Genomic DNA, 20,415 nt, shown 5'->3' on the forward strand with positions numbered 1-20,415 from the left:
AGCTGACCCCGTTCACCGCCTTGACCTCACCATCACGGGTGTGGAACTCGACGTGCAGGTCCTTCACGTCCAGGAGCCTGCCACTCTTCTCCTCGGCACGCGGTTCCGGAATGCTCATGGTCTTGCCGATGGTCGTCACGTACGCCTTCCTCAGTGCAGCTTCGGGTCGAGGGCGTCGCGCAATCCGTCACCGACGAAGACGAAGGCGAGCACGGTCAGGACGATCGCGAGGCTGGGGAAGGCCCAGAGGTGATCGCTGACGCCGATGAACTGCCGGCCCTCGGCGAGGATGTTCCCCCACTCCGGGACGCCCGGGGCGACGCCGATCCCCAGGAAGGAGAGCGAGGCGACGCTGACGATCGCCGTGCCGGTGTTGAAAGCGGCGTAGACGAGGACCGGTGTCATCGAGTTGGGGAGGATGTGCCGCAGTACGATCCGGGCGTGCCCGGCGCCGAGGGCCCGGGCCGCGGCGACGTAGTCCGCTTCTCGTACGGAGAGCATCGAACTGCGCAGCAGGCGGGCCACCGTCGCCCACGAGAACAGGGCCAGCGCGGCGATGACCGGCCAGACGCCCTGCCCCGTCACCAGGATGATCGCGATGGCGCCGACGAGCAGCGGGAACGCCAGGAACACATCCGCGGTCCGCATGATCACCGCGTCGACCCATTTGCCCGCATAGCCCGCGAGCGCCCCGAGCGTGACGCCGATTGCGCAGGTCAGCACGATGGAGGCCAGCCCGATCAGAAGGGCGAGGCGAGTGCCCGCGATCAGCCGGGAGAGCAGGTCACGGCCCAGGCCGTCCGTGCCGAACCAGTGCTCGCCGGACGGTCCCTCCATGGTGTGGTCGAGGTCCTGCGTGGACGGGTCATGGGGTGCGAGCAGAGGGCCCACGGCGGCGGTCAGCACCAGGACCACCACGATGACGAGGCCGACCACGGCGAGCCTGTTCTGCAGGAACCGGGCGCGCACGACCCGCCAGTAGGTGGTCTGCGGGAGCCCCGCGGCCCCGGCTTCGTTCCTCTCCCCTGCTCCGGTGCCCGCCCGCGGCGAGGTCTCCTCGGTTGCCGGGACCGCTGCTGACGGTGCTGACGGTTCGTCGGGCAGGACCGCCGGGCCCTTGGTCAGTTCACTCATGGAGGTTCCTTCGTCGGGGCCGGAGTCACGGTCGGGCCGGCGGAAGTTCAGGCGGTCAGCTTTCCCGGATGCGTGGGTCCAGGGCCGCGCACAACAGGTCCACCAGCAGACTCAGGAAGACGAAGACAGCGACCCCGTACGTCACCACGCCAAGGACGATGGGGTTGTTCTGCTGACGGACCGCGTTGACCAGGGCGAGTCCGACCCCGTCCCAGTTGAAGATCGCCTCGGCGATCAGGGCGCCGCCCATCAGCAGACCGAGGGAGATGCCGAGATAGGTGACGACGGGGATGATGCTGTTCCGCAGTACGTGCTTGAACAGCACCGTTCTGCGCGGCAGCCCCTTGGCGACAGCCGTCTTGATGTAGTCCGCCTGCAGCACTTCCAGCATCGTCCCGCGCATCAGCCGGGCCACGAGCGCCGCGTCGACGATGGCCAGCGTCACCGCGGGCAGCACCAGGGACTTGATGGTGCCGTCGCTCAGGAGCGGGAACCAGCCCAGTTCGACGACGAAGAACTTCTGCAGCAGGAACCCGACCACGAAGGTGGGGAAGCCGATGGTCAGCGTGGAGACGAAGGTCGCCGAGACGTCCCAGATGCTGTATTTGCGCAGCGCCGCCAGCACGCCGACGGGGACTCCGACGGCGATGTTGATGACGATGGCGGCCAGCGCGAGCTGTGCGGTGTTCAGCAGCTTGGGGGCGAGGATCTCGCTGACTTCGCGTCGCTGCACATAGTCCTCGCCGAGGTCACCGGTGAGCAGCCTGCCGACGTAGTTGAAGTACTGCTCGTAGTACGGCTTGCCGAGGCCGTAGCGCTCCTGCAACTGGGCCACGACCACCGGATCATGGGCATTCTCGCCACCACCGGCCAGCGAGCCGACCGGATCGCCCGGGAGCACGAAGAGACAAATGAAGAGAACGACGGTCGCTCCTATGAGGACGATCAGCATCTGCCCGAAACGACGGGCAACAAAGCGCCCCATAAAGTGTCCTCTCCCCTGTGCCGCTTCTTCACTTCGTCTCTCGTGCTCCCCCGTGTGCTACTTCAGCGAAAGCTCCTCAAGGACCGGCGACTCTCCGAAGGAAAGGACATCGAGCCCGTTGAACTTGTCCTTCGCCGCCAACCGGTACTCGGTCCTGTGGAAGGTGGGAATGAGAGCCATGTCGTCCATGGCCACCTTCTCGGCCTGCTTGTAGAGGCCTATCCGCTGCTTCTCGTCCTTCGTGGCGCGCGCCTTGTCGACGAGCTTGTCGAATTTCGGGTTGCTGTAGCGGCTGCGGTTGTCACCCATGACCTCGCCGCTCTTGTCCTTGGCGATCGAACCGGAGTGCAGGAGCGGGTACAGGTAGTTGTCGGGCGTGGGGTAGTCGGCGCCCCACGAGTACCGGAACAGCCCCGTGGCGTCCGCGCTCTGTTCGGCCTCCAGCCCTTCCCTGAAGGATTTGCCCCGGAGCTTCACCTTGAGTCCGAGCGTGTCCTCGAGCTGCTTGCCCACGGCCTGGATCCACTGGTCGTGCCCGACACCGGTGTTGAACACGATGGACAGCTCGGTGCCCGGCTTGAGGCCCGCCGCCTTCGCGTGCTCCTTGGCCTTCTTGGCGTCGGGCTTCAGGCAGGAGGCGCACAGCCCGTCCTGGTACGACTTGGGCAGCGCGGGCGGAATGATCGAGGACGCCGGCCGCTGGTAGCCCTTGTAGAGCCCCTTGGTGATGGCCTTGCGGTCGATGGCGTACGAGATCGCGAGGCGGGCGTCACGGCTCTTGAGCGGCCCCTGATCGGTGATCGGCAACAGGTAGTTCATGCCGTTGACGTCCTGCGTCAGCCACTTGCCGGCGGGCTTGAACTTGGCCTCGGCGGCTCTCAGTTGGCCCGGCGGGACGTGCGCGTAGTCGAAGAGACCGGTCTGGAATCCCTGGTACTCGAGATCGAACATGCTCTGATCGTTGAGCAGGGTGATGTCCACCCCGCCGATCTTGGCCTTCTTGAGGCCGTAGCCATCGTTCCGCACCATCGAGATCTTCTTGTTGTGGTCCCACTTGCCCGCCATCTTGAACGGGCCGTTCCCGATCGGCAGGTCCGCGAACTTCTTGTTCCCGCCGGTTCCGGCCGCCTTGGGAATCGGGCTGAACACCGTGTGCGCGGTCTTCTTGTCGAACTCGCAGTCACTTGCGGAGAGTTTGACCTGGAGCGACGTGGCATCGGGCGCGGACAGCCCGCTGAGCTGTTTCGCCTTTCCGCTGCGTACCTTCTCGTACCCGACGATCCCGTCGAGGTGGTAGGACACGTCGGAGGCCAGCTCCGGGCTCACCGACCGGTTCCAGCCGCGCACGAAGGCCGCGGCGTCCACGGGCTCGCCATTGGTGAACTTCGTGCCGCTCTTGACCGAGAACTTCCACTGCGTGCAGTCGTCGTTGGTCGTGGCCTCCGTGGCGAGCCGAGGCTCCATCTCGCCCTTGTGATTCACGCGGTACAGGCCGGTGAACAGCACCTCGGAGACAATCAGCCCCGTGGTCTCCGACGCGAGCCCCGGGTCGATCGAGACCGGTTCGGTCAGACCGAATCGGAAGGTTCCGCCATCGGCAGATCCCTGGCTCTGGCTTTCTCCACCACAAGCCGTCGCCGCCATGGCGAGGGCCGCGACCCCCGCGGCCCATCTGATTCTTCCGACACCACGCATGCAGTTGCCTGCCTCCCTCGATTTCCCACCCTGGCGCCCAACTATTGGAGGGAGCAGGGCTTCTGGACCACCCGGAACCACGTCACGTTTGCATTACGCAGCGCCGCGGCATGTTCCGTATCGGGAGCAATCGGAAGGGATGTCCCTGCCACGGAAACGTGCGGGTAATTGGCGGCGGCCCCTCGCGGACGATGTGTTGCTGCCGGTTTCGGCGCGGTGTTTAACTCCCGTTCAGCACACGGACTTAGCCCCGCATAAGCAGAGTGATTACGGGTGTGGCGCGGCAGTTGTTCTGTTGGCAGCGACCGGCCCCGTCGGTAGGCTCGAACGACGCGGCTTCTCGAAGGGCTAAACCGTTGACAGAACTTGCTGCTTCTCATCCACTCGCCGACTCTCATCCACTCGCGGAGTACGGCTGGAACGACAGGGTCAAAGCGGATTTCGCCCCCTACGCGCCCAAGGGGCTGCTGCCCGGGCGCGTCGTCCGGGTAGACCGCGGCCGCTGTGAGGTGGTGACGCCGGCCGCGGACGGTTCCTCGGTACTGACCCTGGAGGCCGATCCGGGCCCCGTCGCCTCACGCGACCCCATGTGGGCCGTCTGCGCCGGTGACTGGGTGGCCCTGGACCCCGAGGCCGACCCGGCCGCGGTGCGGGTCCTGCTGCCCCGCCGTACCGCGTTCGTACGGTCCACCTCGTCCAAGCGCTCCGAAGGCCAGGTCCTCGCGACCAACATCGACTACGCGGTCATCGCCATCTCGCTCGCCGTGGAACTGGAGTTGGAGAGGGTCGAACGCTTCCTCGCGCTCGCGTGGGAGTGCGGAGCGCAGCCCATGGTCGTGATGACCAAGTCCGATCTGATCCACGAACCGGAGACCCTGCGCTTCCTGTCACAGGACATCCGCGACGCCGCTCCCGACGTGCCGGTCCTCGCCGTCAGCGCACGGACCGGCGCGGGCCTCGACGAGCTGGCGGCCCGGCTGTCCGACGGCACGTCGGTGCTCCTCGGCCAGTCCGGCGCCGGCAAGTCCACCCTCGCCAACGTGCTCGTCGGCCAGGATCTCCAGGAGGTCAAGGCCGCGCGGGACAGCGACGGAAAGGGCAGGCACACCACGACCCGTCGCGACCTGCTCGTACTCCCCGGGGGCGGCACCTTGATCGACACCCCCGGCCTGCGCGGCGTCGGCCTGTGGGACGCCGCGCACGGCCTCTCCCTGCTCTTCTCCGACGTCGAGGACCTGGCGGAGTCCTGCCGCTTCCACGACTGTTCACACACCGCGGAACCGCGCTGCGCGGTCCTGGCGGCGGTGGCGGACGGCGAGCTCTCCCAGCGCCGCCTGGAGAGCTACCGCAAGCTCACGAAGGAGAACGAGTGGATCGCGGAGCGCATCGACGTGCGCCAGCGTGAGGAGGTGCGCCGGAACTGGAAACGGGGCGCGAAGCGCGGCGCGGCCCGCGACTGAACCGGCGTTCCGCTGGAATGCCCTGGCGGGGCGGTGGGTCGGCGGGGCAGGCTAGGTGAGCCCGAGGATTGGGCCCGCCCCCCCGTCAGTCCCGTCCGTCCCCTCAGCCCCGGCAGCTCCGTCAGCCCAGGAAGGACAACCGGACCTGCCGCTGAGGGTTGTCCCGGTTCGTGTCGACCAGGCACACCGACTGCCACGTCCCCAGCTCCAGGCTCCCCGCGACGACCGGCAGGGTCGCGTGCGGCGCGACCAGCGCGGGCAGGACGTGGTCGCGGCCATGGCCCGGACTGCCGTGGCGGTGCTGCCAGCGGTCGTCGGCGGGGAGCAGGGTGTGCAGCGCGGCGAGCAGGTCGTCGTCGCTGCCCGCCCCCGTCTCCAGGACGGCGATGCCCGCCGTGGCGTGCGGGACGAAGACGTTGAGGAGGCCGTCACGGCCGGCTGCCGCTTCGCGCAGGAAGGCCTCACAGTCGGCGGTGAGATCGACGACCGTCTCGGCCGATCCGGTGGTGATCTGCAGGACTCGGGTGGTGAATGCGTCGGACATACCACCATTCTCTCCCACTCGGTCTCCAGACCGGCCTTCCATTGGCTGATACCGGGAGTCCGCTCTTCGAGACGCCATTGACCGTGCGTGCACGATCTGGCTACGTTCTGCGGCATGTTGCGTTCAGCCCTGCTCACCACGCGCGGTCACATCGACCTGCTGCGGGTGGCCTCTTCCGCGTGTCGCCGCGGCTGCTGACGCCCTTTCACCTGCTCTCGCTCGCTCCGCGCCTGCCCGGTTCGACCGGCGGTCCGTTCGGCCTCCATATCCGTTCGGCCGGTAGGCACCTTGCCGCTGCTCCCGCGCACCCGTACGGGTACCGACGCCTGACCGGCGGCACCGACTCCCGAGCCTGACCGCAAGCCAATCCCGCATTCGCGCCTGCCGTCAGCCACGAGCACCCCACGCGTCACACCCCTCCCACCGGTCCGAGCTCCCCTCTCCGACCCCTCCCACATCTCCTCCCGCCCTGGAGCCCCCATGCGCACCAGCCATGCCCCGCCACACACACCGGCGCCCGATATGCCCGGTATCAGCAAGAGCGACACCAGCGAACTGGGCCCCCGCACCGCAGCGGCCGAGCCGAAGCCCGAGCCGGCACCGGGCCCCGGCCTCGTCGCCCTCATCCCCTCCTCCCGCCGCCGCGCACGCGTCCCCCGCTGGCTGCGCCGCACCTCGGGACCGCTCACCCTGCTCGCGCTCTGGCAAATTCTTAGCGCCACCGGCGTCCTGACCAGCGACGTGCTCGCCTCGCCCGGGACCATCGCCCAGGTCGCAGGCGATCTCATCGGGGACGGTTCGCTGCAGAACGCCATGGGCGTCTCGCTGCAACGCGTCGCGCTCGGCCTGCTGTTCGGCACCGTCGTCGGCACGGCGCTCGCCCTGGTCTCCGGTCTCTTCCGCATCGGTGAGGACCTCGTGGACGCCAGCGTGCAGATGCTGCGCACCGTGCCGTTCGTCGGGCTGATCCCGCTGTTCATCATCTGGTTCGGCATCGGCGAGGCCCCCAAGATCGCCATCATCACGTTGGGCGTCTCCTTCCCCCTCTATCTGAACGTGTACGCCGGAATCCGCGGTGTCGACGCCCAGTTGATCGAGGCCGGGGAGTCCCTCGGGCTGTCGCGATGGGGGCTGGTACGGCATGTCATCCTGCCCGGCGCGCTGCCCGGGGCCATGACAGGACTGCGCTACTCCCTGGGCGTCTCCTGGCTCGCCCTCGTCTTCGCCGAGCAGGTCAACGCCGATTCCGGCATCGGCTTCCTCATGGTCCAGGCCCGCGACTTCCTGCGTACCGACGTGATCGTCGTCTGCCTGGTCGTCTACGCCTTCCTCGGCCTGACGGCCGACTTCGTCGTCCGTACTCTCGAAAGGCTGTTGCTGCAATGGCGACCGACATTCACCGGCCGGTGACGACCACGCCGTCCGCCGTCCGCGTCGACGGGCTGACCCGCACCTTCGACGGGCGCGCGGTCATCGACGACCTGCGCCTCGACGTCCGGCCCGGCGAGTTCGTGGCGCTGCTGGGACGCAGCGGCTGCGGCAAGTCCACGCTGCTGCGCATCCTGGCCGGCCTCGACCGCGACATCGAGGGCACCGTGCTCGTGCCCCGCCGCAAGGCCGTCGCGTTCCAGGCTCCCCGGCTCATGCCCTGGAAGCGGGTGTGGCGCAACGTGCTGCTCGGGTTGCCGGGCAGGCCCGACCGGGCCGTCGCCGAGCAGGCGCTCGCCGAGGTGGGCCTGAAGCACCGCGTCGACGCCTGGCCCAAGACGCTCTCCGGCGGCGAAGCCCAACGCGCCTCACTGGCCCGCGCCCTGGTGCGCGAGCCCGACCTGCTGCTGCTCGACGAACCGTTCGGCGCGCTCGACGCCCTCACCCGCATCAAGGCGCAGCGGCTCGTCGACGAGCTGTGGCAGCGCCGCGGCTGCGCGGTGCTCCTCGTCACGCACGACGTCGAGGAGGCGGTGCTCCTGGCCGACCGGGTGCTCGTCATGGACGACGGCGTCATCGCGTACGAGAAAGAGATCGATCTGGCGCGGCCACGCGGCATCTCCGACCCCCGCTTCGGTGAGCTCCGCGCGGAGCTGCTGCGGCGGCTCGGCGTCGAGTCGCCCGCCGAAGTCTCCTGAGTACGTCCCGTCCGGCCGGGCGCCCCACCCCGTCCCACCCACCGATCGAACCGAACGGAACCGCCATGCCACGACCACGCCCCACCACCGCGCTCCTTCTGCTCCCGTCGGCCCTGCTGCTCACCGCATGCGCCGGTACGTCGTCCGCCGGCACCTCGGTCGGCGGTGCGGGCGGCGGCACCGACGGCAAGGGGTCGCTCACGCTCAACGTCGGTGACCAGAGGGGCGGTTCGGAAGCCGTGCTGCGCGCGGCGGGGGAGCTCGACGACCTCCACTACAAGATCCGCTGGTCGACCTTCACGTCCGGACCGCCCCTCCTGGAGGCGATCAACGCCAAGGCCGTCGACCTCGGCGCGGTCGGCAACACTCCCCCGGTCTTCGCGGCGGGCGCGGGCTCGAAGATCTCCGTGGTGGCCGCGAGTCACGGCGGCGCGGCCGGGGACACGATCCTCGTGCCGGACGACTCTCCGCTGAAGAAGCCACAGGATCTGAAGGGCAAGTCCGTGGCGGTGGCGCAGGGTTCGTCGGCGCACTTCCAGCTGATCGCGTCCTTGCGGAAGGCCGGGCTCGACTTCAGGGACGTCAAGGTCAAGTACCTGCAGCCCGCCGACGCGCTGGCCGCGTTCACCAGCGGGAAGGTGGACGCCTGGGCCGTCTGGGACCCGTACACCTCGCAGGTCCTGCGGAGCGACAAGGGCCGCGTCCTGACCGACGGCGACGGCGTGGTGAACGGGCTCGCCTTCCAGGCGGCGGCGCCCGGCGCCCTCGCGGACAAGAAGAAGGCCGCGGCGATCTCCGACTACCTGAAGCGGCTCAGGCGAGCACAGGACTGGGTCTACAAGCACCCGCAGGCGTGGGCGAAGGTCTGGGCGAAGGACACCGGCCTGCCCTACGACGTCGCGCTCGACGCGGTCAAGCGCACCAACGGCACCCGGGTACCGGTGGCCGTGGACAAGAACGTCGTCAGGTCCGAGCAGGAGATCGCGGACACCTTCACCGAGCTGAAGCTGATTCCGCGCCGCATCGACTTCGGCGACTACGTCGACACCCGCTTCAACGGCGGCCTGCCGCCCTCGACCACCGAGCCCCGCACGTACCGCAAGGAGTCCTGACCATGAACGTCCACCTGCACTGGTTCCTGCCCACCGGCGGCGACGGCCGCACCCTCGTCGACCGGCACGCCTATACGGACGGCGGCATCACGCGCTCCCGGGTCACCCCCGTGAGCGGCGTGCGCGCGCCCGACATCGAGTATCTGGCCCAGATCGCCAAGGCCGCCGAGCAGCTGGGCTTCGAGGCGGTGCTCACGCCGACCGGCACGTGGTGCGAGGATGCCTGGCTGACGACGGTCGCGCTCGCCCAGCACACCGAGCGGCTGAAGTTCCTCGTCGCCTTCCGCCCCGGCGTGCTCTCCCCGGTGCTCGCCGCGCAGATGGCGGCGACGTATCAGCGCATCACCCGCGGCCGGCTGCTGTTGAACGTGGTGACGGGCGGCGACTCCACCGAACAGCGGCGGTTCGGCGACCACCTGGACCACGACCGCCGCTATGCCCGCACGGACGAGTTCCTCTCGGTCGTACGGGGAGTGTGGAGCGGCAGGCCCTACGACTTCGACGGCGAACACTTCCAGATCGCGGGCGGGCTGACCGCGCTGCCGCCCGACCCGGTGCCGGAGATCTTTTTCGGTGGCTCGTCGGCGGCCGCGGGCCCCGTCGCGGCGCGGCACTCGGACGTGTATCTGACGTGGGGGGAGCCGCCGGAGCAGGTCAAGCAGAAGATCGACTGGATTCGCGGTCTAGCCGAGCAGGAAGGGCGTACGGTCCGTTTCGGCATCCGGCTGCACACCATCTCCCGCGACTCGGCCGCCGACGCGTGGGCGACCGCGAACCGGCTCCTCGACGATCTCGATCCGGACACCGTCGCCGCCGCCCAGGAGGCGCTCGGGCGCAGCGAGTCGGTGGGACAGCAGCGGATGCTCGCGCTGCACGGCGGCTCCCGCGACAAGCTGGAGATCTCGCCGAACCTGTGGGCCGGTGTCGGTCTGGTGCGCGGTGGCGCGGGTACGGCCCTGGTCGGCGCCCACGCCGATGTCGCCGACCGGATCGAGGAGTACCACGCGCTCGGCGTCGAACACTTCGTGCTCTCGGGCTATCCGCACCTGGAGGAGGCGTACTGGTTCGGTGAGGGCGTCATCCCCGAGCTGGCCGCTCGCGGCCTGCTGCCGCGGATCCCGGCGTCGCAGCTTTCGGGCGTCCCCGCCTCGAACGGCCGGCCGGCCTCCGCTCCGGGTGGCGCGCCGCTCCTTGTGGCGGGCGGGCGCTGAGAAGTCCGCTCCCGGCGGGAAGATCCTGGACCCCGAGGAAGTTAGTAGAAACGTGAACGACATCGGGGTACGAGACGCGCCCGCCTCGGCGGCTGCACAGGACGTGGACGTGGTCGTCATCGGCGCCGGGCAGGCGGGCCTGTCCAGCGCCCACCACCTGCGGCGGGTCGGTTTCGAGCCGGGCCGGGACTTCGTGGTCCTCGACCACGCGCCCCGGCCCGGCGGCGCCTGGCAGTTCCGGTGGCCTTCCCTGACGTACGCGAAGGTGCACGGCATGCACGCGCTCCCCGGCATGGAACTGACGGGCGCCGACCCCGCGCGCCCGTCGTCGGAGGTCGTCGGGGAGTACTTCGAGGAGTACGAGCGCCGCTTCGACCTGCGCGTACGGCGCCCCGTCGACGTGCACAAAGTCCGCGAGGGCGACAGCGCAAGGCTCCTCGTCGAGACCTCGGCGGGCACGTGGTCGACGCGCGCGCTGATCAACGCGACGGGCACCTGGGACCGGCCGTTCTGGCCGCGCTACCCGGGCCAGGAGACTTTCCTGGGGCGGCAGTTGCACACGGCGATCTACCCGGGGCCCGAGGCGTTCAACGGTCAGCGGGTCGTGGTCGTGGGCGGCGGCGCATCCGGAACGCAGCACCTCATGGAGATCGCCCCGTACGCGGCCTCGACCACCTGGGTCACCCGGCGGCCCCCGGTCTTCCGCGAGGGCCCGTTCGACGAGAACTGGGGGCGTGCGGCCGTGGCCATGGTCGAGGTGCGCGTGCGTCAGGGGTTGCCGCCGCAGAGCGTGGTCTCCGTGACGGGACTGCCCGTGAACGACGCGATCCGGCAGGCGCGGGCGGACGGCGTCCTCGACCGGCTGCCGATGTTCAACCGGATCACCCCGACCGGCGTCGAGTGGGACGACGGACGCCGCGTCGACGCGGACATCATCCTCTGGGCGACGGGCTTCCGTCCTGCGGTCGAACACCTCGCGCTCCTGCGGCTGCGCGAGACGGGCGGCGGCATCCGCCTGGAGGGTACCCGGGCAGCCGCGGACCCCCGCGTCCATCTGGTCGGGTACGGGCCTTCGGCCAGCACGATCGGGGCCAATCGCGCGGGGCGTGCGGCGGTCCGCGACATCCAGCGGCTGCTCGCGGGAGCGCCGCTCACGGTGTGACGCGGCTGCCCGGTCGGCTGGCTGGCCAGGGGCGGGGGCGGGTCATGTGCGCTGCGGGGCACGGTCGTTGCCCGTGGTGCGGCGCGGAGCGCATGCCGGCCTCTCGCGCCGCCCGGCGCGGCACAAAAGGCCGGACCGTGGAACATGAGCGCGCGACTCAGGGCGCGGCGACGTTCACCAGGCTCTTGTACGGGAGGTAGCGCGGCACGCTGGGACGGGTGGGAGCCGGAGTGACGCCCTCCAGTGCCTCGATCATCATGCCCAGTTCCACGGTGCCGCCGCCCCCGGTGAAGCGTCGCCAGGCCGACATGTCCCGCCACTCCGCGTGGTTGAGGACCCGGCGGCCGTCCTTGCTCGTGTGGAAGTGGACGGCGAGCAGCCCCGGCGGGCGGGTCCGCTCCAGGATGTCGATGACGCCATCGACGAAGGCCCGCTGGTTGTCCGGCCCCTCGGTCTCGAATATGGGGGTCACCAGCGCGCCGGGGGTCCGGTCCGGGCTGTCCTCGGATGTGTAACTGCGGTAGAGCGAGTACCGCACCTCGCCGGGGCGCTCGATGCCCAGGAGCATGCGGTCGACCTTGCTGATGTCCTCGGAGCGCCGGGCCGCGCGTGCCCACTCACGGTAGGAGTCGTCGTCCGTCCATTGCGTGTAGTTCAGGACCTCGCGGCCGTTCTCGCTGAGGAACGTCGTGAACGAGAGCATGCCCGCCGGGCATTCCCGGTGTTCCCACTCCTCGAGCACGAGGTCCGCGGCCTGCTTCTGGACCCCGGCCGCCGGCAGTGGCCAGGAACTGACGAGGATCGTCCCGGCGTCCGCGCGCCGGACGTCGGGAAAGGCGCTTGATATCGGTGCGGGCATGGTCGGCTCCTTCTGGCTACTGAGCGGTACGAACAGTGCAGAGCGTTCTACCTGAACCACGGTTGAGGTCAAGGCGAAGCCGACCGGTGAGCGCGCGAACTTCCCCCCTGGCCTCCGGCCACTCCCCATGCCCTGACCTCCTGCTACTTGGCCTTGTTGAACTCCCCCACGTTTTTCTGGTGTTCCTCGAAGCTGGCTGTGAAACGTGTGTCGCCCGGCTTGACCGTCACGAAGTACAGCCAGTTCCCCGGCGTCGGGTTGACCGCCGCCCGCATCGCCTCCTCGCCGGGGTTGCTGATCGGCGTGGGTGGCAGGCCCATGCGTGCGTAGGTGTTGTACGGGCTGCTGATCTTCGTGTCGCGTTCGCTGGTGGCCAGGGTGGAGCGGTTGAGCGCGTAGTTGATGGTGGAGTCCATCTGCAGCGGCATGCCCTGGTCGAGGCGGTTGTAGATGACCCGGGCGACCTTGCCCATCTCCCCCTTGGAGCCCGCCTCGGCCTCGATCATGCTCGCGATGGTGACCGTCTGGTAGAGGTTCACCGCATTGTGGCCGGCTCCCGCCGTGACCTGACCGCCGCCGAACTTCTTGTTCGCCGTGTTCACCATGTACGACAGGACGGACGCCGGGGTCGACCCGGAGCCGATCGGGTACGTGGCCGGGAAGAGATAGCCCTCGGGGTTACCGTGCGCGTCGTCGGGAAGTTTGAGGCCGGCCTTCGGGATGGCCTTCTTCGTGGTGCCGGCGGGCACCCCGAGGGCCTTGTCCACGGCCGCGTACACCTGGCCCGAACGCCACCCCTCGGGGATGGTCAGGGATTCGGGCTGTGCGTCGTCGTCGGGAAGCAGCAGCGGCACCGCCACGGCGGCGGCCGCAGCGGCGGCTCCGGTCGCGATCAGGGCGATCCGGCCCCGCCGCGTCAGTCGAATCGTGCCCCGTCGCGGAGTCTTGGTCTGCATGGAGGCACGGTAACCCGCAAATGCCGACATTCCAGACATATCTTCATGTCGCGGGCTCCAGTTGGGCGTCTCTGCGGAGGAGGGCGGCGTAACGGCCGTCGCGCTCCAGAAGCTCCTGGTGGGTGCCGCGCTCGACGGTGCGGCCGGCGTCCAGGACCACGATCTGATCGGCGCCGCGCACGGTGGAGAGCCGATGGGCGATGGTGAGGGTGGTCCGGTCGGCGGACAGGGCGTCGATGGCTTCCTGCACCGCTCGCTCCGTGCGGTTGTCCAGGGCGCTGGTCGCCTCGTCGAGGATGAGGACCGGCGGGTCGCGCAGAATCGTGCGGGCGATGGCCAAGCGCTGCTTCTCGCCGCCGGAGAAGCGGTGGCCGCGCTCGCCGACGACCGTGTCGTACCCCTCGGGGAGCGATGCGATGTGGTCGTGGATCTGGGCAGCGCGGGCCGCGGTGACCAGTTCCTCGTCGGTGGCGTCCGGCTTGGCGAAGCGGAGGTTGTCGGCGACCGAGGCGTGGAAGAGGTACGTCTCCTGGGAGACCACGCCGACCGCGCGCGCGAGGGTGTCGAAGTCGAGGTCGCGCACGTCGACGCCGTCGAGCGTGACGCGGCCGCCCGTGACGTCGTAGAGCCGGGGGACGAGGTGGCTCAGGGTCGACTTGCCGGAGCCGGTGGGGCCGACCACGGCGAGGCTGCCGCCCGCGGGTATCGCGATGTCGATGCCCTGCAGCGTGGGGCCCGACTTCTCGTCGTACCGGAACTCGACGTCCTCGAAGCGGACCTCACCCTTGATCTGGTCGAGATGCACCGACTTCTCGGGCTCGGTGATGTCCATGGGCAGGTCGAGGTACTCGAAGATGCGCTGGAAGAGCGCGAGCGAGGTCTGGATCTGCACGCCGGTGGAGAGCAGGCTCACGGTCGGCCGGAACAGGCCCTGCTGGAGCGAGACGAAGGCGACGAGCGTGCCGATCGAGACGGTCGGGCCGCCCATCTGGAAGGCGAGACCGGCCGTCCAGTAGATGACGGCGGGCATGGCGGCCATGACGATCGAGATGACGGACATGCGCCAGCGGCCCGCCATGCTGGAGCGGATCTCCAGGTCGACCAGCTGCTCGGACTCGTCGGCGAAGGACTTGGTGAGGGAGTCGGCGCGCCCCATGGTGCGGCCGAGGACGATGCCGCTCACGGAGAGCGATTCAGTGACCGTCGCGGCCATCACGGCCATCTGCTTCTGGCGCTGCGTGGCGATCTTCTTGCGCTCGCGGCCGACACGGCGGCTGATCCACACGAAGACCGGCAGGAGGAGCAGCGAGACGACCGTGAGCCGCCAGTCGAGGGCGAGCATGGCGACGACCGTCGCGATCACGCTCGTGAGGTTGGAGACCAGTGATGTGGCGGTGGAGGTGACCGTCGCCTGCATGCCGCCGATGTCGTTGGCGATCCGGGACTGGACCTCGCCCGTGCGCGTGCGCGTGAAGAAGGCCAGGGACATGCTCTGCAACCGGCCGTAGACCGCGGCGCGCAGATCGTGCATGACGCGCTGGCCCACGGACGTGCTGATCAGGGTCTGCAGGACGCCGAAGACGCTCGTGACGACCGCGCTGAGGATCATGCCGAGCGCGAGCAGGCTCAGCAGACCCGTCCGCCCCTGGGGCAGGGCGGTGTCGAGGATCTCCTTCAGCAGGAACGGGGTCGCGACCGAGACGAGCGAGGCGGCGCAGACCAGCAGGCCCACGATCGCGAGGCGGCCCCGGTAAGGACGGAAGAGGCGGAGGATGCGGCGCATCTGGCGCGGCTGCGGCTCCTCGCCGGGGGCGGAGGGCTGCGGCGTCCAGGTGGGTTCGTCGTGGCGCATGGGCTCCTTCGGGATCTCGGACGACGATGACTCAGGGAGCATAGCTCACTGTTACCTATACTCACAATGCACAAGGTCCTGATAATGTTCCCGCATGAATACCCCGGACCCCGACGGCCTGCTCGCCGAACAGTTGCTACGGCTCACGCGCAGGCTGCAGCGGATCCAGAAGCGCCACCTGGTGCCGACCGGCATCACGCCCGCCCAGTCCCGCCTCCTGCGCACCCTCGCGCACTACGAGACCCCGCCGCGCATGGCCGACCTCGCCGAGCGCCTCGAAGTCGTGCCCCGCGCCGTGACCACCCTGGTCGACGGCCTGGAGGCCGCCGATCTCGTGCGCCGCGCGCCCGACCCGACCAACCGCCGGGTGATCCGCATCGAACTCACCGACGCCGGCCTCAAGGCCCTCGGAGAGCTGCGCGGCGCGCGCCGGGCCGCCGCGGAAGACATCCTGGCTCCACTGGACGCCGAGCAGCGCGCGCAGCTGGGCATCCTGCTGAACGCGCTGTTCGATGTGCCGGACGTGCGCCGCTGCTGACACCACCGGCCCGCCGGACACCGCCGCCGGCACCGACGGGCAGGCCGCCGCAACCGCCGAGGAGAGCTCATGCCACTGCTGGAGCCCGAGCCGGACGCCCTGCGTCCGGGTGCCGCGTCGCGCACGGACGGCCCTTCCCACGACCGCGTACCGGACCGGCGGGCCACCGGCACACCCGAGCCGTTGCGCTCGGAACTGACCGCGCTGCTCGGCGCGGACAAGGTCCTGACGAAGGTCTCGGATCTGGTGAAGTATGCCTCGGACGCCAGCCCCTACCGCTTCGTGCCGCAGGTGGTGGTCGTCCCCGAGGACATCGACGACGTGTCCGCCGTCCTCTCGTACGCGCACGGCAAGGGCCGGGAAGTCGTCTTCCGCGCGGCGGGCACGTCACTGAACGGCCAGGCCCAGGGCGAGGACATCCTGGTCGACGTGCGCAAGCACTGGTCGGGCGTCGAGGTGCTCGGCGACGGCGAGCGGGCCCGTATCGGCCCCGGCACCACGGTCGTACGGGCCAACGTCACCCTCGCCCGGTTCGGCCGGGTGCTCGGCCCCGACCCGGCCAGCGCGATCGCCTGCACCGTCGGCGGCGTCGTCGCGAACAACGCGCCGGGCATGACCGCGGGCACCACCCGCAACTCCTACCGCACGGTGGCCTCCCTGACCTTCGTCCTCCCCTCCGGGACGGTCGTCGACACGGCGGCGGAGGACGCCGACGAGCAGCTGGCACATGCGGAACCGGCCCTGTGCGAAGGCCTGCTGGCGCTCAAGCGGGAGATCGAGGCGGACCGGGATCTGGTGGCCCGCATCCGCGCCAAGTACGAGATCAAGAACACCAACGGCTACCGCCTCGACGCCTTCCTCGACGGCGCGATGCCGGTGCAGATTCTGCGTGGTCTGATGGTCGGTTCCGAGGGCACCTTCGGCTTCATCTCCGAGATCGTCTTCGACACGCTGCCCCTGCACCGGCACACGAGCACCGCCCTGCTGTTCTTCCCCTCGCTGCCCGCTGCCGCCGCCGCGGTGCCGCTTTTCAATGCGGCCGGGGCGCTCGCCGTCGAGCTGATGGACGGCAACACACTGCGCGCTTCGGTGAGCGTCCAAGGGGTGCCCGCCGACTGGGCCGGCCTCCCGAAGTCGACCACCGCGCTCCTCGTGGAGTTCCGCGCTCCCGACCAGACCGCCCAGGAGAGGTACGAGGAGGCCGCCGCCGCGGCCCTCGAAGGGCTCGAACTGGTCGCGCCCGTCGCGTCGGTGACCAACGCGTTCACGCGCGACGCGAAAGCGATCGGGGGCTACTGGAAGGCCCGCAAGGCGTTCGTCACCGCCGTCGGCGGCGCCCGCCCCTCGGGGACGACGCTCATCACCGAGGACTTCGCGGTCCCGCCAGGACGGCTCGCCGAGGCCTGCCAGGCACTCCTCGACCTCCAGACCCGGCACGGCTTCGACACCGCCGTCGCGGGCCACGCGGCGCACGGCAACCTCCACTTCCTGCTCGCCTTCGACGCGGCGGTCCCCTCCGACGTCGAGCGCTATGCCGCTTTCATGGACGAATTCTGCCGCCTGACCGTGGAGCGCTTCGACGGTTCGCTGAAGGCCGAGCACGCCACCGGCCGCAACATCGCGCCCTTCCTGGAACTGGAATGGGGCCCGCAGGCCACGGAGTTGATGTGGCGCACGAAGCAGCTGATCGACCCGGACGGGGTCCTCGCGCCGCGCATCGTCCTCGACCGTGACCCGAAGGCCCATCTGCGCGGTCTCAAGACCATCCCCAGGGTGGAGCCGATCGCCGACCCGTGTATCGAGTGCGGCTTCTGCGAACCGACGTGCCCCAGCGAGGACCTGACCACGACTCCGCGCCAGCGCATCGTTCTCCGCCGGGAGATGATGCGCCAGCCGGACGGCTCTCCGGTGGAGGACGGCCTCGTCGAGGCGTACGGCTATGACGCGGTGGACACCTGCGCGGGCGACTCGACCTGCAGCATCGCCTGCCCGGTCGGCATCGACACGGGCGCCCTGATGAAGGACTTCCGCCATGCACGGCATTCGCCCCGCGAGGAGAGAGCGGCCGCGTTCGCCGCGAAGAACTTCAAAGCGGTCGAGGCGTCGGCGCGGCTCGCGGTGGCCGCCGCCGACAGGATCGGCGACCGGCTCCTCACCGCGGTGACCCGCACCGCCCGCAGGGCCGTACGCCCCGACCTCGTCCCCGAGTGGCTGCCCCGGATCCCCGGCGCCGCCGCGCGCAGGCTGCCGCGCACCCCGCGCGTGGACGCCGCCGCCGTCTACTACCCGGCATGCGTCAACCGTATCTTCGGCGGCCCGGGCGACCTCTCCCTGGCCCAGGCCGTGGTCGCCGTCTCCACGCGCGCGGGGCGGCCGGTCTGGATTCCGGAGGACGTAGCGGGGACGTGCTGCGCGACGATCTGGCACTCCAAGGGGTACGACGCCGGGAACAGGATCATGGCCAATCGCATCGTCGAGGCGGCCTGGGGCTGGACCGCGGGCGGCCGGCTGCCGCTGATCGTCGACGCCTCGTCCTGCACGCTCGGCATCGCGCACGAGGTCGTGCCCTATCTGACCCCGGACAACCGCGAGCTGCACCGGGAGCTGACCGTCGTCGACTCGATCGTCTGGGCCGCCGACGAACTGCTTCCGCGTCTGACGGTGCGCCGCACGATCGGCTCCGCCGTGCTCCACCCCACCTGTTCCATGCAGCACCTCGGCGACGAGGCACAGCTGCGCGCCGTCGCCGAGGCCTGCGCGGACGAGGTAGTGGTCCCGGACGACGCGGGCTGCTGCGCCTTCGCCGGCGACCGCGGCATGCTCCACAAGGAGCTCACGGAATCGGCCACGCGCAAGGAGGCCGCCGAGGTCCTGTCCCGTTCCTTCGACGCGCACCTCTCGGCGAACCGCATGTGCGAGGTCGGCATGGACCATGCGACGGGCCGCGGCTACTACTCCGTACTCCTGGAGCTGGAACGCGCGACCCGCCCTGTGGCGCCTGGTACGGGTATGGGTACTGACACGGGCGCTGCCCCTGACACCAGCACCGGGACCGGGACCGGGACCGGAACCGGGACCGGAACCGGGACCGGGACCGGGACCGCTCCGAGAAATCCAACTGCCTGACCACTTCAGTCCCTTGCGCCTCGCTCGCACCCCCGCAAGGGTGGCTTCCGCCCCAGTGGCAGAGACCAGCCGCCCTTCAGCTACGGAGGTCCGATGCACGACGAGAACGCGACACCGACTCCTGACGGCACCAACCCCGACGACGGCGCCGATGGCACGAAGGGAGACGGCCACTCGCGCCGTACGGTGCTCCGGACGGCGGGCCTGGCGGGCGCGGGGCTCGGGGTCGGCGCCTTCGCGGGCGGCACGGCGCACGCCGACACCCCCGCCGCCGCGGCCGCGACGGACACGGCCGCTCAGAACATGACCGCTCAGGACACGGCCGAAGCCCCGGCCCGCCAGGGCAAGACCATGATCGGCGTGCCCTTCCAGCGGCGTTCCACGGTCCGGGTGGGGATCATCGGACTCGGCAACCGCGGCGGCAGCATGATCGACCTCTTCCTCGCGATACCCGGCGTCCGCGTCGTCGCGCTCTGCGATCCGGTCAAGGAGAAGACCGCCGCCGCCGCGAAGAAGGTCACGGCAGCGGGCCAGCCCGCCCCGGCCACGTACACCAAGGACGAACACGACTACGAGAACCTGTGCAAGCGCGGCGACATCGACTTCGTCTACGTGGCCTCGCCCTGGGACTTCCACTTCGAGATGGCCAAGTCGGCGATGCTGAACGGCAAGCATGTCGGCGTGGAGTGTCCCATCGCCCTGCGCCTGGACGAACTGTGGGAACTCGTGGACCTGTCCGAGCGCACCCGCAGGCACTGCATGCAGCTGGAGAACTGCTGTTACGGCAAGAACGAGATGCGCGTCCTGCGGATGGCGCACGCGGGCAAGTTCGGCGATCTGCTGCACGGCGCGGGAGCGTACAACCACGATCTGCGCGGCCTCATGTTCGACCCCGACTACTACGAGGGACCGTGGCGCCGCCTGTGGCACACCCGGCTGCGCGGCGACCTGTACCCCAACCACGGCTTCGGTCCGGTCGCCAACTACATGGACGTCAATCGCGGTGACCGCGTCACGCACATCTCCAGCTTCGGCACGCCCTCGCTCGGCCTCGCCGAGTACCGCAAGGCGCACATGCCGGCGGGCGACCCCAGCTGGAAGGAGACGTACATCGAGAGCGACCGCACGATCAGCCTCGTCCAGACGGCGAAGGGACGGGTCATCCGCCTGGAGCACGACGTCTCGACGCCCCACCCTTACAGCCGCATCAACAGCCTGGGCGGCACGCGAGGCGTCTTCGAGGACTACCCGGAGCGCATCTACATCGAGCCGGACCACACGAACGACGAGTGGGGCGACTTCACCAAGTACGCCGACTTCGACCACTGGTTGTGGAAGGAGCACGCCAACCCGCCCGGTGGGCACGGCGGCATGGACTACATCATGATCTTCCGCCTGATGCAGACCATGCGGCTCGGCCTGGTGCCGGACTTCGATGTGTACGACGCCGCGACCTGGACGTCGCCCGTGCCGCTCAGCCACCTGTCGATCAAGGCGAAGGGCGCCCCGCAGGCCATCCCCGACTTCACGCGCGGCCTGTGGAAGAAGGCACGGCCGGGCCTGGACTCCGAGAAGCCGCAGGAGGCGTGACGGGGTGAGGGGGTGGGCGGGCGGATGAGCGCGGTCGGATAAGGGTGGGGGCTCCGCCCTGCCCG

Annotated in this window: 17 protein-coding genes and 1 pseudogene; 10 read left to right on the top strand and 8 right to left on the bottom strand. The window is 69.7% G+C overall.

Annotated elements, in window-relative coordinates; genetic code table 11:
* From ACFVYL_RS34145 to ACFVYL_RS34160, 4 genes and pseudogenes are all read right to left on the bottom strand, one after another.
* Window positions 1-139: pseudogene (locus tag ACFVYL_RS34145) on the bottom strand (methionine ABC transporter ATP-binding protein); the annotation flags it as partial.
* 11 nt (window positions 140-150) lie between these two features.
* Window positions 151-1,134, bottom strand: coding sequence for an ABC transporter permease (locus ACFVYL_RS34150; protein ID WP_389722920.1), 984 nt, complete (start codon window positions 1,132-1,134; stop codon window positions 151-153).
* Window positions 1,135-1,189: 55 nt separating this feature from the next.
* Window positions 1,190-2,119: an ABC transporter permease gene (locus ACFVYL_RS34155; RefSeq protein ID WP_389722922.1), complete on the bottom strand. Its 930-nt coding sequence runs from the start codon at window positions 2,117-2,119 to the stop codon at window positions 1,190-1,192.
* Between the two features lie 57 nt (window positions 2,120-2,176).
* The gene (locus ACFVYL_RS34160; protein ID WP_389722924.1) at window positions 2,177-3,814 is read right to left on the bottom strand and encodes an ABC transporter substrate-binding protein; all 1,638 of its coding nucleotides are present in this window, start codon (window positions 3,812-3,814) and stop codon (window positions 2,177-2,179) included.
* A gap of 356 nt (window positions 3,815-4,170) precedes the next feature.
* Here ACFVYL_RS34160 and rsgA point away from each other — a divergent pair, with 356 nt between their 5' ends.
* Window positions 4,171-5,274 (top strand): ribosome small subunit-dependent GTPase A, encoded by a 1,104-nt coding sequence (gene rsgA / locus ACFVYL_RS34165; protein WP_389722926.1) that lies wholly within the window; start codon window positions 4,171-4,173, stop codon window positions 5,272-5,274.
* 121 nt (window positions 5,275-5,395) lie between these two features.
* On the opposite strand, the gene ACFVYL_RS34170 is transcribed toward rsgA, so the two are convergent.
* Entirely contained in the window at window positions 5,396-5,818 is a 423-nt protein-coding gene (locus ACFVYL_RS34170) for a secondary thiamine-phosphate synthase enzyme YjbQ (RefSeq protein WP_389722928.1), read from the bottom strand.
* Between the two features lie 114 nt (window positions 5,819-5,932).
* Here ACFVYL_RS34170 and ACFVYL_RS34175 point away from each other — a divergent pair, with 114 nt between their 5' ends.
* The 6 genes from ACFVYL_RS34175 to ACFVYL_RS34200 all read left to right on the top strand — a co-directional run bounded on the left by ACFVYL_RS34175 (window position 5,933) and on the right by ACFVYL_RS34200 (window position 11,429).
* Complete coding sequence (locus ACFVYL_RS34175; protein ID WP_355809829.1) at window positions 5,933-6,016, top strand: putative leader peptide; 84 nt, start codon at window positions 5,933-5,935, stop codon at window positions 6,014-6,016.
* A 282-nt stretch (window positions 6,017-6,298) separates the two neighbouring features.
* Window positions 6,299-7,228: an ABC transporter permease subunit gene (locus ACFVYL_RS34180; RefSeq protein ID WP_389722930.1), complete on the top strand. Its 930-nt coding sequence runs from the start codon at window positions 6,299-6,301 to the stop codon at window positions 7,226-7,228.
* Entirely contained in the window at window positions 7,201-7,944 is a 744-nt protein-coding gene (locus tag ACFVYL_RS34185; protein ID WP_389722932.1) for an ABC transporter ATP-binding protein, read from the top strand. Before ACFVYL_RS34180 ends, ACFVYL_RS34185 begins: the two co-directional genes overlap by 28 nt.
* A gap of 65 nt (window positions 7,945-8,009) precedes the next feature.
* A complete protein-coding gene (locus ACFVYL_RS34190) occupies window positions 8,010-9,056 on the top strand; it encodes an ABC transporter substrate-binding protein (RefSeq protein WP_389722934.1) in 1,047 nt (348 codons plus the stop codon).
* Between the two features lie 2 nt (window positions 9,057-9,058).
* Window positions 9,059-10,267 (top strand): LLM class flavin-dependent oxidoreductase, encoded by a 1,209-nt coding sequence (locus ACFVYL_RS34195; protein ID WP_389722936.1) that lies wholly within the window; start codon window positions 9,059-9,061, stop codon window positions 10,265-10,267.
* A gap of 52 nt (window positions 10,268-10,319) precedes the next feature.
* Complete coding sequence (locus tag ACFVYL_RS34200) at window positions 10,320-11,429, top strand: NAD(P)-binding domain-containing protein (protein ID WP_389722938.1); 1,110 nt, start codon at window positions 10,320-10,322, stop codon at window positions 11,427-11,429.
* A gap of 157 nt (window positions 11,430-11,586) precedes the next feature.
* On the opposite strand, the gene ACFVYL_RS34205 is transcribed toward ACFVYL_RS34200, so the two are convergent.
* The 3 genes from ACFVYL_RS34205 to ACFVYL_RS34215 all read right to left on the bottom strand — a co-directional run bounded on the left by ACFVYL_RS34205 (window position 11,587) and on the right by ACFVYL_RS34215 (window position 15,096).
* Window positions 11,587-12,288, bottom strand: coding sequence for an antibiotic biosynthesis monooxygenase (locus ACFVYL_RS34205; RefSeq protein ID WP_389722941.1), 702 nt, complete (start codon window positions 12,286-12,288; stop codon window positions 11,587-11,589).
* A 143-nt stretch (window positions 12,289-12,431) separates the two neighbouring features.
* Window positions 12,432-13,244: an endolytic transglycosylase MltG gene (gene mltG / locus ACFVYL_RS34210; RefSeq protein ID WP_389722943.1), complete on the bottom strand. Its 813-nt coding sequence runs from the start codon at window positions 13,242-13,244 to the stop codon at window positions 12,432-12,434.
* A gap of 43 nt (window positions 13,245-13,287) precedes the next feature.
* Window positions 13,288-15,096 (bottom strand): ABC transporter ATP-binding protein, encoded by a 1,809-nt coding sequence (locus ACFVYL_RS34215; RefSeq protein WP_389722946.1) that lies wholly within the window; start codon window positions 15,094-15,096, stop codon window positions 13,288-13,290.
* A gap of 94 nt (window positions 15,097-15,190) precedes the next feature.
* Between ACFVYL_RS34215 and ACFVYL_RS34220 the strand changes: the two genes are divergently transcribed.
* The 3 genes from ACFVYL_RS34220 to ACFVYL_RS34230 all read left to right on the top strand — a co-directional run bounded on the left by ACFVYL_RS34220 (window position 15,191) and on the right by ACFVYL_RS34230 (window position 20,350).
* Entirely contained in the window at window positions 15,191-15,634 is a 444-nt protein-coding gene (locus ACFVYL_RS34220) for a MarR family winged helix-turn-helix transcriptional regulator (protein WP_389722949.1), read from the top strand.
* Window positions 15,635-15,703: 69 nt separating this feature from the next.
* Window positions 15,704-18,760 carry an FAD-binding and (Fe-S)-binding domain-containing protein gene (locus tag ACFVYL_RS34225; protein ID WP_389722952.1) on the top strand — a complete coding sequence of 1,019 codons (3,057 nt, stop codon included), beginning with the start codon at window positions 15,704-15,706 and terminating at the stop codon, window positions 18,758-18,760.
* A gap of 93 nt (window positions 18,761-18,853) precedes the next feature.
* Window positions 18,854-20,350, top strand: a complete 1,497-nt coding sequence (locus ACFVYL_RS34230) for a Gfo/Idh/MocA family protein (RefSeq protein ID WP_389722955.1) — start codon at window positions 18,854-18,856, stop codon at window positions 20,348-20,350.
* The last annotated feature ends 65 nt before the right edge of the window (window positions 20,351-20,415 follow it).

Source organism: Streptomyces sp. NPDC058308 (genome assembly GCF_042880275.1).
Taxonomy (GTDB): Bacteria; Actinomycetota; Actinomycetes; order Streptomycetales; family Streptomycetaceae; genus Streptomyces.

Excerpts from the sequence above, each read along its gene's own strand:
- ACFVYL_RS34160 (WP_389722924.1), bottom strand. The coding sequence starts at position 3,814 with ATGCGTGGTGTCGGAAGAATCAGATGGGCCGCGGGGGTCGCGGCCCTC.
- ACFVYL_RS34170 (WP_389722928.1), bottom strand. The coding sequence starts at position 5,818 with ATGTCCGACGCATTCACCACCCGAGTCCTGCAGATCACCACCGGATCG.
- ACFVYL_RS34225 (WP_389722952.1), top strand. The coding sequence starts at position 15,704 with ATGCCACTGCTGGAGCCCGAGCCGGACGCCCTGCGTCCGGGTGCCGCG.
- ACFVYL_RS34195 (WP_389722936.1), top strand. The coding sequence starts at position 9,059 with ATGAACGTCCACCTGCACTGGTTCCTGCCCACCGGCGGCGACGGCCGC.
- ACFVYL_RS34150 (WP_389722920.1), bottom strand. The coding sequence starts at position 1,134 with ATGAGTGAACTGACCAAGGGCCCGGCGGTCCTGCCCGACGAACCGTCA.
- ACFVYL_RS34175 (WP_355809829.1), top strand. The coding sequence starts at position 5,933 with ATGTTGCGTTCAGCCCTGCTCACCACGCGCGGTCACATCGACCTGCTG.
- ACFVYL_RS34190 (WP_389722934.1), top strand. The coding sequence starts at position 8,010 with ATGCCACGACCACGCCCCACCACCGCGCTCCTTCTGCTCCCGTCGGCC.
- ACFVYL_RS34230 (WP_389722955.1), top strand. The coding sequence starts at position 18,854 with ATGCACGACGAGAACGCGACACCGACTCCTGACGGCACCAACCCCGAC.
- ACFVYL_RS34180 (WP_389722930.1), top strand. The coding sequence starts at position 6,299 with ATGCGCACCAGCCATGCCCCGCCACACACACCGGCGCCCGATATGCCC.
- ACFVYL_RS34220 (WP_389722949.1), top strand. The coding sequence starts at position 15,191 with ATGAATACCCCGGACCCCGACGGCCTGCTCGCCGAACAGTTGCTACGG.
- ACFVYL_RS34215 (WP_389722946.1), bottom strand. The coding sequence starts at position 15,096 with ATGCGCCACGACGAACCCACCTGGACGCCGCAGCCCTCCGCCCCCGGC.
- ACFVYL_RS34185 (WP_389722932.1), top strand. The coding sequence starts at position 7,201 with ATGGCGACCGACATTCACCGGCCGGTGACGACCACGCCGTCCGCCGTC.
- ACFVYL_RS34205 (WP_389722941.1), bottom strand. The coding sequence starts at position 12,288 with ATGCCCGCACCGATATCAAGCGCCTTTCCCGACGTCCGGCGCGCGGAC.
- ACFVYL_RS34155 (WP_389722922.1), bottom strand. The coding sequence starts at position 2,119 with ATGGGGCGCTTTGTTGCCCGTCGTTTCGGGCAGATGCTGATCGTCCTC.
- mltG (WP_389722943.1), bottom strand. The coding sequence starts at position 13,244 with ATGCAGACCAAGACTCCGCGACGGGGCACGATTCGACTGACGCGGCGG.